This is a genomic window from Pararhodobacter sp., from assembly GCF_034676075.1.
Classification (GTDB): domain Bacteria; phylum Pseudomonadota; class Alphaproteobacteria; order Rhodobacterales; family Rhodobacteraceae; genus Pararhodobacter.
Genome location: NZ_JAUCCQ010000121.1, coordinates 1 through 11,956, shown reverse-complemented (window position 1 = coordinate 11,956; position 11,956 = coordinate 1). Strand labels below are relative to the sequence as shown.

Here is an 11,956-nt window from a genome sequence, read left to right as displayed (position 1 = left end):
TTTCAAGGAGGGTGGAAAACCCTCCTTGAAGCAGGGGGTGCGGGGGGCGGCAGCCACCCGCCCTTGGTCGCCCGAGGCGCCCGCGCCAGCGGGGAACGAGAGCGAAACCCCTCCTTCAGCCCGCCTCCCCGGCGAACCAGCGGCGCGTCAGGCGCCAGGTTTCGCTCAGGTGCACAAGATCGGCCCTCGCCCCCGGCACAAGGCGGCCGAGGTCCGGGCGGCCTGCCAGGTCGGCCGGGCGGCGGGTGGTCATGGCTAGGGCCTCGGCCCGGTCGATCCCGGCGTAGCCGGTCATCCAGGCCAGGGCCTCGGGCATCGTCACATCGGCCCCGGCCAGCGTCCCATCGGACAGCGTCAGCCGCCCGTCGCGCCGGTGGATCGCCCGGTCGTTGAGCTGGAACTCGGTCGCCTCGGTCCCCGCCAGCGCCATCGAATCGGTGACGGCGAAGAGCCGCTCGTCCGCCATCCGCGCCGCCACCCGGAAGGGCGTGGGCGCCACATGCACGCCGTCGGGGATGATCCCCACCGCCGAGGAGCCGTCGAGCGCGGCGCCGGTCAGTCCCGGCGCGCGGTGGCTCATCGGCGACATGGCGTTGTAGAGATGGGTGACCGCCCCTGCCCCGGCGGTCATCGCCGCGCGGGCCTGGGCCTCGGTGCAATCGCTGTGGCCGAGGCTGACCAGCACCCCGGCCTCGGCCAGCGCGGCGATCTGTTCCGGGCTTGCGGCCTCGGGCGCGAGGGTGACCATCAGCCGGGGAAGCCTGCGGGCGGCCGTCAGCAGGCGCTCGAGGTCCCATTCCTCCATCGGCCGGATCAGCGCGCGCTCATGCGCGCCCTTGCGGCGGGGATCGAGGTGCGGTCCCTCCAGATGCAGCCCCAGAAAGCCCGGCAGCCCGGCCTCGGCGGCGCGGATCCCGGCGGCGAGCACCGCGGCCGTCGTCTCGGGCGTGGCGGTGATCAGCGTCGGCAGCAGTCCCGCCGTCCCCAGCCGCCGATGCGCGGCGCAGATCGTGGCCAGCGCCGCATCGGGATCGCCCTGCCCCAGCAGCGCCCCGCCGCCGCCATTGACCTGCAGGTCGATGAAACCGGGCGCCAGCACGCCGCCGCCCAGATCAAGCCCCTCGCCCGTATCGGGGCCGAGGCCGGTGACGCGGCCGTCCTCGACGCTGAGGGCCGCGCCCTCATGCAGCCGCCAGCCGTCGAAAATCTGTGCCCCGCGAAAGACTTGCCGCATGATCGTTCCCCTTTGTCCGCCCTGAGATAACCACAGGCGGCGGGGAATGTCACACGGTCAGCCAGCGGCGGAGTTCGGCCTCATTGGCGTCGATATCGGCCTTCTCGCCGGCCATCACCGCCTCGCCCCGGTCGAGCACGACATAGCGGTCGGCCAGCGCCTTGGCGAAGTCGAAATATTGCTCGACCAGCACCACGGCCATGCCGAACTGGTCGCGCAGGTATTCGATGGCCCGGCCGATGTCCTTGATGATCGAGGGCTGGATGCCCTCGGTCGGCTCGTCCAGCACCAGAAGCCGCGGCTGCATGACCATGGCGCGGCCGATGGCGAGTTGCTGCTGCTGGCCGCCCGACAGGTCGCCGCCGCGGCGATTCATCATCTGCAACAGGACCGGGAACAGCTCGAAGACCGCATCGGGCGTCTTGCGCTGGCCGCGGGGGAGCGTCGCATAGGCGGCCTCCAAGTTCTCGCGCACCGTGAGCAGCGGGAAGATCTCGCGCCCCTGCGGCACATAGGCGATGCCGCGTTTGGCGCGTTCGGGGGGTGTCAGGCGGGCGATGCTCTCGCCCTGCCAGGTGATGGTCCCGCCCGAGGGCGGGTGCCGCCCGACGATGGCCCGCATCAGCGAGGTCTTGCCCACCCCGTTGCGCCCCAAGACCGTGGTGATCTGGCCTTCCTCGGCCGTGAGCGAGATGCCCTTGAGCGCTTGGGCCGCGCCGTAATGCAGCGTCAGATCCTTGATTTCCAGCATCTTACCGCCCCAGATAGACTTCGATGACATCGTCGCGGGCCGAGACATGGTCCAGGGACCCCTCGGCCAGCACCGAGCCCTGATGCAGCACGGTCACCCGGCAATTCAGGGCACGGACGAAATCCATGTCGTGTTCGACCACGATCACCGTGCGTTCACCGGCGATGGATTTGAGCAGTTCCGCCGTCTCCATCGTCTCGGCGTCGGTCATGCCCGCCGCCGGTTCGTCGACCAGCAGAAGCTGCGGCTCCTGAGCGAGCAGCATGCCGATCTCCAGCCATTGCTTCTGGCCGTGGCTGAGGTTGGCGGCGGTCTCGGCCCGCAGATGGGTCAGACGGATGCGGTCGAGGTACTCGGTGACGCGGCGGTTCTCCTCGGCCGAGCGGCGGTCGAAAAGCACCGGAAACACCCCGCGCGGCGCCTTCAGCGCCAGGCGGATGTTGTCCTCGACCGTATGCGTCTCGAAGACCGTGGGCTTCTGGAACTTGCGCCCGATGCCGAGGCGGGCGACCCCGGCCTCGTCGATCTTGGTGAGGTCGGTGTCGCCGTTCCAGACCACCTTGCCCTCGTCCGGGCGGGTCTTGCCGGTGATGATGTCCATCATCGTCGTCTTGCCCGCGCCGTTGGGGCCGATCACCGCCCTGAGTTCGCCCTTCTCGACCGCCAGCGACAGGCCGTTGATCGCCTTGAACCCGTCGAAGGAGCGGCAGACGCCGTCGAGGTAGAGTTGCGCCACGTTGAGGGGCGCGCCGATCAGGCCGGGGGTCATGCGGGCACCTCGGTCGCGGGTTTGGCCTTGCGCGGCTTCAGCCGGTCGATGAGGCCCAGAAGGCCGTTCGGCAGGGCCAGCGTCACCAGGATGAAGAGCCCGCCCAGCGCGAAGAGCCACAGGTCCGGGAAATTCGCGGTCAGCCAGGATTTCAGCGCCACGACGACCAGCGCGCCGATGGCGGCACCCACCAGCGTGCCGCGCCCGCCCAGCGCCACCCAGACCACGATCTCGATCGAGTTCGCGGGAGCGAATTCGCCGGGGTTGATGATGCCGACCTGCGGCACATAGAGCGCGCCCGCCAGCCCCGCCATCATCGCCGAGACGGTGAAGACGAAGACCGAATAGCTTTCGACCCGGTAGCCCAGGAACCGCGTACGGCTTTCGGCGTCCCGGACCGCGACCAGCACCTTCCCGGCCTTGGAGATGGTGATGGCGCGCGCCAGCAGCATGCAGCCCCCCAGCGCAATCGCCGTCAGCACGAAGAGCGCGATGCGGGTCGAGGGCGCCGACAGCGAAAAGCCCAGCACGTCGCGGAAGTCGGTCAGCCCGTTGTTGCCGCCAAAGCCCATGTCGTTGCGGAAGAAGGCCAGGAGCAGGGCGAAGGTCAGCGCCTGGGTGATGATCGACAGATACACACCCGAGACCCGGCTGCGGAAGGCGAACCAGCCGAAGACGAAGGCCAGAAGCCCCGGCACGGCCAGCGCCATGATTGCGGCGAACCAGAACATGTCGAAGCCGTACCAGAACCACGGAAGCTCGGTCCAGCCGAGGAAGACCATGAAATCAGGCAGTTCCGGGTTGGCATAGACGCCCCGCGCGCCGATCTCGCGCATCAGGTGCATGCCCATCGCATAGCCGCCCAGCGCGAAGAAGGCGCCGTGGCCCAGCGACAGGATGCCCGCATAGCCCCAGCAGAGGTCCAGCGCGACGGCCAGCAGCGCGTAGCACAGGTACTTGCCCATCAGCGGGATCAGGTAGCTCGGCAGGTTCAGGGCCGAGGTGGAGGGCAGCGTGGTGGCCAGAGGCGCCAGCACGGTGACGGCGAAGAGCGCGGCCAGGAACAGCCCGAGGCGCAGGTCGATGAGGCGGGTCATGGCTCAGCCCTCGGCGGCACGGCCACGCTGCGGGAACAGGCCGCGCGGACGTTTCTGGATGAAGAGGATGATGAAGACGAGGATGACGATCTTGCCCAGCACCGCCCCCGCCCAGGGTTCGAGGAATTTGTTCGCCACGCCGAGGCTGAGCGCCGCGGCGAAGGTGCCCCAGAGGTTGCCGACGCCGCCGAATACGACGACCAGGAAGCTGTCGATAATGTAGCCCTGGCCCAGGTTCGGGGACACGTTATCGATCTGGCTCAGCGCCACACCGGCCAGTCCGGCGATGCCCGCGCCCAGACCGAAGGTCAGCGCGTCGACATAGCCGGTGCGGATGCCGAGATTCGCGGCCATCGGCCGGTTCTGCGTCACCGCCCGCATCTGCAGCCCAAAGGCCGAGTATTTCATCAAGAGCAGCAGTCCGAAGAACACCGTCAGCGAGAAAAGCACGATGGCGATGCGCGGCCCGGTCAGGGTCAGTTCGCCGATCTGCCAGGCGCCCGACATCCAGTCGGGCGTGCCCACCTCGCGGTTGGTCGGCCCATAGATCGAGCGCACCGCCTGTTGCAGGATCAGGCTGACGCCCCAGGTGCCGAGCAGCGTCTCCAGCGGGCGGCCATAGAGGTGGCGCACGATCCCGCGTTCGATCAGCACGCCGACGGCGCCGACCAGCAGGAAGGCCAGCGGGATGGCGATGGCCAGCGAATAGCCGAAGTATTCCGGTGCGTTGGTGCGGATGACCTGCTGCACCGTATAGGTCGTGTAGGCGCCCAGCATGACCAGCTCGCCATGCGCGAGGTTGATGACGCCCATCACCCCGAAGGTGATGGCAAGGCCGATGGCGGCCAGCAGCAGGACCGAGCCCAGGGACAGCCCGAACCACAGGTTCTGCGCCTGGCTCCACATCCGCTGGCGGCTTTCGGCAGCGGCGAGCGCCTCGCCCACCGCCTCGGCCAGTTCCGGCTCGGCGGCGTTGCGATAGGCGTTGAGCGTCTGCTGCACGATCTGCGCATTGGCCGCGCCGATCACCGCCACGGCATCGAGCTTCGCCTCCAGCGGCAGGTCCGAGGCGAGGACCGCGGCGGCATGGGCGCGGGTCTGGGCGGTGCGGATAGCGGCGTTGGTCTCGGTCGCCATCGCCTCGGCCAGGGCGTCGACCTGATCGGCTGAGGGGCTGCGCAGCGCGGCCTCGGCGGCAGCAAGGCGACGCGCGGGGTCGGGGTCCATCAGCGTCAGCACCCCCAGCGCCGTGCGGATGGAGCGGCGGAGCGCGTTGTTGACCCGCACCGCTTCCGTGGACCGGCGGGCGACCGGGCCCAGATCCTCGCCCGTCAGCACATCCACGGCGGTCTGGTTGTTGCGGCTGCCGGTGACACGGACGAAGCGGCCATCGGCGTTGCGCTGTTCCAGCTCGCCTTCCAGCAGCGCGTCCAGCACCTGCGCGGCGCGCGGATCACCCGTCTCGGCGATCTGGGCGACGATGGCGGCGCGGTCGTTGAAATTGCCGTCCGGCAGGCGGGCGATCAGTTCTTCGAGCGTCTGGGCCGAGGCGATGAAGGGCAGCACAACCGCGAGGCAGAAGGCCGCGATCAGCGTCAATGGGCGAAAGGGCATGAGGGTCCCGGGTCAGAGGCGGCACGAGGCGCGCGCCGCGCGGTCTTCAGGGAGGGGGCACGCGGGCGGACCCGCGCGCCTGGTGGTCAAAAGGAGGGGGGCGGGAAGGAACGCCCCCCTCTCGCGGCGGCTTATTCCGAGCCGCCGCAGGTGCCGGTCGCGGTGTTGAAGTTGCCGCAGGACAGGGGCGCGCGCCAATCCGAGATCAGGGGCGCGGTTTCGGCCACGTAATCCGACCATTCGTCGCCCAGCACCAGGCCTGCGGTTTCCCAGACGACCTCGAACTGGCCGTCGGCCTGGATCTCGCCGATCAGCACCGGCTTGGTGATGTGGTGGTTCGCGCCCATCGACGACAGGCCGCCGGTCAGGTTCGGCACGGCCACGCCGACCAGCGCGTCGATCACCGCATCGGCGTCGGTGGTGCCCGCGGCCTCGACCGCATCGACCCACATGTTGAAGCCGATGTAATGGGCTTCCATCGGGTCGTTGGTCACGCGGGTGTCGCTGCCGATATAGGCGTGCCAGGCGTCGATGAACTCTTCGTTTTCGGGCGTGTCGACCGACATGAAGTAGTTCCAGGCGGCCAGGTGGCCGACCAGCGGCGCGGTGTCGATGCCCGCAAGTTCCTCTTCACCGACCGAGAAGGCGATGACCGGGATATCCTCGGCCGAGATGCCCTGCGCGGCGAGTTCGTTGTAGAAGGGCACGTTGGCGTCGCCGTTGATGGTCGAGACCACGGCGGCCGGACGGCCGGTCGAGCCGAAGTCGCGGATCTCGGAGACGATGGTCTGCCAGTCGGAATGGCCGAAGGGCGTGTAGTTGACGATGATATCCTCGGGCGCGACGCCCTGGGCCAGCAGATAGGCTTCGAGGATCTGGTTCGTGGTGCGCGGGTACACGTAGTCCGTCCCGGCGAGGTAGAAGCGCTCCACCCCGTTCTCGAGCAGATAATCCACGGCAGGGATCGCCTGCTGGTTCGGCGCCGCGCCGGTGTAGAAGACGTTGCGCTGCGATTCCTGGCCCTCGTACTGGACCGGGTAGAAGAGGATCGAGTTCAGCTCCTCGAAGACCGGCAGCACCGATTTCCGCGACACCGAGGTCCAGCAGCCGAACACGACCGAGACGCCCTGCCCCGAGATCAGCTCGCGCGCCAGTTCCGCGAAGCGCGGCCAGTCCGAGGCGGGGTCCACCACCACCGGCTCCAGCGGGCGGCCCAGCACGCCGCCTTCGGCGTTCTGCTGCTCGATCAGCATGAGCATGACGTCACGCAGCGTGGTTTCCGAGATCGCCATCGTGCCCGACAGCGAATGCAGGATACCAACGCGGATGGGTTCGCCTTCCTGAGCCAGAGCGCCCGTGGCGAATACCGCGCCGAGCGCGGTCGAAAGCAGAAGTTTTTTCATGAATCCCCTGTCCTGTTGTCGTCCCGCGGCACCGTCGCGGCGCCCGGCGGGTTCTTGTGAAGTCCCGGTGGGCGACAAATTGCCCAAACCCACGCTATTTCCGGGGTCTCGCGTTTGTGACCGGCTTTAACCGTGCTGCGGGGCAGCAGACCGGGATCGGCGCGCTTTTGGGCAGGCTTTGCCCTCCCACGCGGCAAATCTGAGCGCGGCGCACATGTTTTCAGCCGGGCGCCGGGCGCAAGATCCCGCGAGTGAAGCGGAATCAGGCAATGGCCCGGCTGGCTGATGCTTGGCGCAGCGAAGCCCCGTTCCGAAACTCGCCAAGCGTGCTGCATTGCAGAATGCAAAGATCTCCTTGACAGGCGAGCGGATTCCGGCTGCTTTTAATCAGGCGATTAATTAAGGACTGGGAGGAGCGGCCTTGGCCCGACTGGCGGTGACGCGGCCCGAAGGGGCGCCGGAACGCGGCGAGGCGCAGGAAGCGATCCTCGACGCGGCCGAAATCGTCTTCGGCGAAAGCGGCTTTCACGGCGCCACCACCCGGGCCATCGCTGTCAGGGCGCAGGCCAATGCCGCGCTGATTCATTATTACTTCGGCTCGAAGGAAGCGCTCTACGAGGCGGTGATCGCCCGCCGCGCCGGCGCCATCAACGACGAACGCCGCGCCCGGCTGGCCGAACTGCACGCGACCGGCGCGGTGACGCTGGAGGCGCTTCTGGACACGCTCCTGCGCCCCACGATCAGCCTGGGCCGCGATCCCAGCCGCGGGGGCGCGCATTACACGCGGGTGCTGGGCCATGCGGCCTCGGGCACCGATGAACGCTCGCACCGGGTGACCTCGGCCTATTACGACGGCATCGCCCGGGTCTTCATCGCCGAGATTGCCGCCATCGTCCCCGGCCTCAGCCGCGAGGGCGCGGTGCGCGGCTATCTCAATGCCATCGCCGTGGCGATCTCGCTCATGGCACCGACGGGCCGGGTTCAGGACCTGTCGGACGGAACCCTCGCCGACGACGATCTGGAGGAGATGCTCGGCGGTGCCGTGCGTTTCGTCGCGGCGGGTATCCGGGCGCTGGCCGCGCCCGGCAGCAAACCCGGGGCAGCATAACCCCGGCGACGACCAACCGAGGAGGAGAAACCATGACCCATACCATCCGCCGGCTTTTGACCGGCACCGCCCTGGCCGCGCTGCTGGCCGGTCCGGCGCTTGCCGACGAGACCATCGACATCACCATCGTCAACGGCCACCCGCCGATTTTCCTGTGGGTGAAGCACCTGACCGAGACCTTCATCCCCACCGTCAACGCCGCCCTCGAAGGGTCGGGCTATTCGATCAACTGGACCGAGGCCTATGGCGGCACGCTGGCCGGTGTCGGCGGCGAACTGGATGCGGTCGAGGACGGGCTGGCCGAGATCGGCGCCATCCCCACCGTCTTCCTGCCGACCAAGGTGCCGCTGCAGAACGTCACCTACAACACTCCCTTCGGCCCCGGTGAGCCGCAAGTGGTCATGGAGGCGATGGATGCGCTGTACGCGCAGATCCCCGGCATGGCCGAGAGCTGGCACCAGTATGACGCCGAATATCTGGGCGGGGGCTTCGCGCTCGACAATTACATCCTGATGACCAATTTCCCGGTCACCTCGATCGACGATCTGGCGGGCCACCGCATCGCCGCGCCGGGACCGGCGGTCAACTGGCTGGAGGGGACGGGCGCCGTGGGCGTGGCGGGCAACCTCACGACCTATTACAACGACATCCAGACCGGGGTCTTCGACGGGGTGATCGTCTTCGCCACCGCCGCCGCCCCGGCCCGCCTGCACGAGGTCGCGCCCTATGTCACCGTGACCGGCTTCGGCGCGCAATCGGCGGGGGCGCTGGTTGCGAACCAGATCTGGCTGCAGGACCAGCCCGAGGCGGTGCAGGACGCCCTGCGCGCGGGCGCCGCGGCCTATCAGCAGGCCTATATCGCCGAGCAGACCCAGCGCGTCGCCGCCGCGATGGCCACCATCGCCCCGGACGAGGCGCATCTGCACACCCTCTCGGACGAGGAACGCGCCCGCTGGGCGGCGGCGCTGCCCGATGTGGCCGGGACCTGGGCCGCGGCGGCGGATGGCGAGGGCCTGCCGGGGACCGAGGTGCTGAACGCCTATGTGCAGATCCTGCGCGACGCGGGCGTGCCGCTGGTGCGCGACTGGTCGCAGCGCTGAGCCCTCTCAGGGCCGGGCCCGGTGCCCGGCCCCCTTTCCCGCGGGATATCCATGGCTTCTCTCGTCTCCCTCCGCACGGGGATCGCCCCTTTCGATGCGCTGGCGCGGCTGGTCGACCGGCTGACGGCGCTGCTGTCGGCGCTGGGCACCGGGCTGATCCTGGCGGTCATGCTGCTGATCAGTGTCGATGTGGCCGGGCGCTTCTTCTTCGGCCGCCCCATCGCCGGGGTGCCCGAGATGGTCGCCCTGTCGATCCTCGCCATCGCCTTCCTGCAGATCGCCAATACCACGGCGCAGGGCAAGCTGACCCGCTCGGACGCGCTGCTGGGCGCCTTGCAGACCCGCGCGCCGCGGCTGGCCGAGGCCTTTGACGCGCTGCTGCATCTGGCGGGGGTGGCGGTGCTGGGGGCGCTGATCTGGTCGTTCTGGCCGCAATTCCTGCGCAGCTATGGCCGGGGCGAGATGGTCGGCACCGTCGGCCAGTTCCTGGCGCCGATCTGGCCGGTGCATGGCATCGTCCTGTTGGGCGCGCTGATGATGCTGCTGGTCTTCCTGCTGCGGGCGCTGGCGCTGGCGATCCGCGCCGTCCGGGGCCTGTCATGAGCGGCGTTGAAATCGGCCTCTGGTCGCTGGCCGGGATCCTCGGGTTGATCTGGCTGGGGATGCATGTCTCCATCGCGCTGGCGCTGACCTCGTTCCTCGGCATCTGGGCGCTGAGGGACAATCCGCAATATGCCTCGCGCATGCTGTCGCTGGCCACGCGTGAGAGCATTTCCTCCTACCTCTTCGGCGTGGTGCCGCTCTTTGTGCTGATGGGGTTGGTGGTCAGCCGCGCTGACATCGGCCGCGACACGTTCGACGTGGCCAACCGGGCGCTGGGGCGGCTGAAGGGGGGGCTCGGCATGGCGACGGTCGGCGCCAACGCGATCTTCGCCGCCATCACCGGGATTTCCATCGCCTCCGCCGCCGTCTTCACCAAGGTCGCGGTGCCCGAGATGATGCGCATCGGCCATACCGCGCGCTTCGCCACCGGGGTTGTCGCGGGCTCCTCGGTGCTGGGGATGCTGATCCCGCCCTCGCTGCTCTTGATCCTTTACGGCATCATCGCCGAGCAATCGGTGGGCTACCTCTTTGTCGCGGGGATCGGCCCGGGGCTGGTGCTGACGCTGGCCTATATCGTCGGCATCGCCCTGATGGTGCGCTTCTGGCCGTCTTTCACCGGCGTGCCGCGCCCTGCCCCGCCACAGGCCAGCGAGGGCTCGCTGGCTCGCGACACGCTGAGCAAGCTCGCCCCCATCGCGCTCTTGATCGCGCTGGTCCTCGGCGGGATCTATGGCGGGGTCTTCACACCGACCGAGGCGGGCGCCATCGGTGCCCTGGGCGCGATCCTCATCGCCATGGCGAAACGGCGGCTGGGCCTCAGGACGCTCTGGCAGGTGACGCTGGAGACCGGGCATATCACCGCCTCGATCTGCTTCCTGATCATCGCCGCGACGATGTATTCGCGGTTCCTGTCCCTGTCGGGCCTGCCGGTGGCGGTCACGGAATGGGCGACCGGTCTCGATCTGGGGCCGCTGGGCTTTGTGCTGGTCTATTGCCTGATCCTGATCGTGCTGGGCACGATCCTGGACAGCTCCTCCATCCTGCTGATCACCCTGCCCTTGGTACTGCCCATCGCCCAGGCGCTGCAGCTGGACCTCATCTGGTTCGGCATCGTCACCGTCCTGGCGGTCGAGATCGGCCTGCTGACCCCGCCCCTTGGCCTGTCCGTCTTTGTCATCAAGGGCTCGCTCGACGATCCCTCGGTGACCTTGGGCGACGTCTTTCGGGGCGCCCTGCCCTTCGCCGCGATCATGGTGCTGGTGCTGCTGCTGATCGTCCTTGTCCCCTCCATCGCCACCGGCCTCCTCTGAAAGGACCTCTCATGCGGATCATCGACCTGTCGGTCGCCCTCGAAACCGGCATCGCCTCGGACCCCGAGATGATGCTGCCCAAGATCCAGTATCAGGGCCACAAGGAAACCCGCGAGCAGATCACCGCCTTCTTCCCGGGCCTGAAGAACGAGGATCTGCCGGGCGGCGACGGCTGGGCGGTGGAATGGGTGCAGCTGAGCACCCATAACGGCACCCATCTGGACGCGCCCTATCACCACCATTCGACCATGGACCGGGCGCTCACCCCCGGCGGCCGCCCGGCGATCACCATCGACGAGGTGCCGCTGGAATGGTGCTTCCAGCCCGGAGTGAAACTGGATTTCCGCCATTTCCCCGATGGCTATGTCGCAACTGCCGCGGATGTTGAGGCCGAACTCGCCCGCATCGGCCATACCCTCAGCCCGCTGGAAATCGTCGTCGTCAACACCGCGGCGGGCGCCGCCTATGGCCAGCCCGATTTCCTGATGAAAGGCTGCGGCATGGGCAAGGAGGCGACGCTGTACCTGCTGGAGCGCGGCGTGCGGGTGACCGGTACCGATGCCTGGTCCTGGGACGCACCCTTCCCCTATACCGCCCGCGCCTATGCCGAAAGCCATGACCCCTCGATCATCTGGGAGGGGCACCGCGCCTCGATGGAGATCGGCTATTGCCATATGGAGAAGCTCTCGAACCTCGACCAGCTGCCCGCCACGGGGTTCAAGGTCTCCTGCTTCCCGTTCAAGATCAAGAAAGCCTCGGCCGGGTTCACCCGCTGCGTGGCGATCCTGGAGTAACGCGGGGGACGGCGCCCCAAGGCGGGGCTGTCACCAAACCGAAACCGGGACGGCCGAGGATGGCCCGCCCCGGGACCACAACAGCGGAAGGATGGGTGGATGGCTGAAATCCGCTTCGACGGACAAGTGGCGATCGTCACCGGCGCAGGCGGCGGTCTGGGCCGGGCGCATGC

Annotated in this window: 11 protein-coding genes; 5 read left to right on the top strand and 6 right to left on the bottom strand. The window is 68.4% G+C overall.

Going from position 1 to position 11,956, the window contains the following annotated elements; all coding sequences use genetic code 11:
* Positions 1–115: 115 nt before the first annotated feature.
* From nagA to urtA, 6 genes are all read right to left on the bottom strand, one after another.
* Positions 116–1,234, bottom strand: a complete 1,119-nt coding sequence (nagA, locus tag VDQ18_RS19810) for an N-acetylglucosamine-6-phosphate deacetylase (protein ID WP_323022627.1) — start codon at positions 1,232–1,234, stop codon at positions 116–118.
* A gap of 49 nt (positions 1,235–1,283) precedes the next feature.
* Positions 1,284–1,985 (bottom strand): urea ABC transporter ATP-binding subunit UrtE, encoded by a 702-nt coding sequence (gene urtE / locus VDQ18_RS19805; RefSeq protein ID WP_323022626.1) that lies wholly within the window; start codon positions 1,983–1,985, stop codon positions 1,284–1,286.
* Position 1,986: 1 nt separating this feature from the next.
* Positions 1,987–2,754, bottom strand: coding sequence for an urea ABC transporter ATP-binding protein UrtD (gene urtD, locus VDQ18_RS19800; RefSeq protein ID WP_323022625.1), 768 nt, complete (start codon positions 2,752–2,754; stop codon positions 1,987–1,989).
* The gene (urtC, locus tag VDQ18_RS19795) at positions 2,751–3,851 is read right to left on the bottom strand and encodes an urea ABC transporter permease subunit UrtC (protein ID WP_323022624.1); all 1,101 of its coding nucleotides are present in this window, start codon (positions 3,849–3,851) and stop codon (positions 2,751–2,753) included. Before urtC ends, urtD begins: the two co-directional genes overlap by 4 nt.
* Before the next feature lie 3 nt (positions 3,852–3,854).
* Entirely contained in the window at positions 3,855–5,465 is a 1,611-nt protein-coding gene (gene urtB / locus VDQ18_RS19790) for an urea ABC transporter permease subunit UrtB (RefSeq protein ID WP_323022623.1), read from the bottom strand.
* A 131-nt stretch (positions 5,466–5,596) separates the two neighbouring features.
* Entirely contained in the window at positions 5,597–6,868 is a 1,272-nt protein-coding gene (urtA, locus tag VDQ18_RS19785) for an urea ABC transporter substrate-binding protein (protein WP_323022622.1), read from the bottom strand.
* Between the two features lie 421 nt (positions 6,869–7,289).
* On the opposite strand from urtA, the gene VDQ18_RS19780 reads away from it, so the two are divergent.
* The 5 genes from VDQ18_RS19780 to VDQ18_RS19760 are packed head-to-tail and all read left to right on the top strand — an operon-like array spanning position 7,290 to position 11,783.
* Positions 7,290–7,976: a TetR family transcriptional regulator gene (locus VDQ18_RS19780; protein WP_323022621.1), complete on the top strand. Its 687-nt coding sequence runs from the start codon at positions 7,290–7,292 to the stop codon at positions 7,974–7,976.
* Positions 7,977–8,008: 32 nt separating this feature from the next.
* Entirely contained in the window at positions 8,009–9,076 is a 1,068-nt protein-coding gene (locus tag VDQ18_RS19775; RefSeq protein WP_323022620.1) for a C4-dicarboxylate TRAP transporter substrate-binding protein, read from the top strand.
* Positions 9,077–9,127: 51 nt separating this feature from the next.
* Positions 9,128–9,679, top strand: coding sequence for a TRAP transporter small permease subunit (locus VDQ18_RS19770; RefSeq protein WP_323022619.1), 552 nt, complete (start codon positions 9,128–9,130; stop codon positions 9,677–9,679).
* Complete coding sequence (locus tag VDQ18_RS19765; RefSeq protein ID WP_323022618.1) at positions 9,676–10,989, top strand: TRAP transporter large permease; 1,314 nt, start codon at positions 9,676–9,678, stop codon at positions 10,987–10,989. Before VDQ18_RS19770 ends, VDQ18_RS19765 begins: the two co-directional genes overlap by 4 nt.
* A gap of 11 nt (positions 10,990–11,000) precedes the next feature.
* The gene (locus VDQ18_RS19760) at positions 11,001–11,783 is read left to right on the top strand and encodes a cyclase family protein (protein ID WP_323022617.1); all 783 of its coding nucleotides are present in this window, start codon (positions 11,001–11,003) and stop codon (positions 11,781–11,783) included.
* Positions 11,784–11,956 lie beyond the last annotated feature (173 nt).

Bases quoted from the DNA above. Each gene is read 5' to 3' on its own strand.
- VDQ18_RS19775 (WP_323022620.1), top strand. From the start codon at position 8,009: ATGACCCATACCATCCGCCGGCTTTTGACCGGCACCGCCCTGGCCGCG.
- urtD (WP_323022625.1), bottom strand. From the start codon at position 2,754: ATGACCCCCGGCCTGATCGGCGCGCCCCTCAACGTGGCGCAACTCTAC.
- urtC (WP_323022624.1), bottom strand. From the start codon at position 3,851: ATGACCCGCCTCATCGACCTGCGCCTCGGGCTGTTCCTGGCCGCGCTC.
- VDQ18_RS19770 (WP_323022619.1), top strand. From the start codon at position 9,128: ATGGCTTCTCTCGTCTCCCTCCGCACGGGGATCGCCCCTTTCGATGCG.
- VDQ18_RS19765 (WP_323022618.1), top strand. From the start codon at position 9,676: ATGAGCGGCGTTGAAATCGGCCTCTGGTCGCTGGCCGGGATCCTCGGG.
- urtB (WP_323022623.1), bottom strand. From the start codon at position 5,465: ATGCCCTTTCGCCCATTGACGCTGATCGCGGCCTTCTGCCTCGCGGTT.
- urtA (WP_323022622.1), bottom strand. From the start codon at position 6,868: ATGAAAAAACTTCTGCTTTCGACCGCGCTCGGCGCGGTATTCGCCACG.
- VDQ18_RS19760 (WP_323022617.1), top strand. From the start codon at position 11,001: ATGCGGATCATCGACCTGTCGGTCGCCCTCGAAACCGGCATCGCCTCG.
- urtE (WP_323022626.1), bottom strand. From the start codon at position 1,985: ATGCTGGAAATCAAGGATCTGACGCTGCATTACGGCGCGGCCCAAGCG.
- nagA (WP_323022627.1), bottom strand. From the start codon at position 1,234: ATGCGGCAAGTCTTTCGCGGGGCACAGATTTTCGACGGCTGGCGGCTG.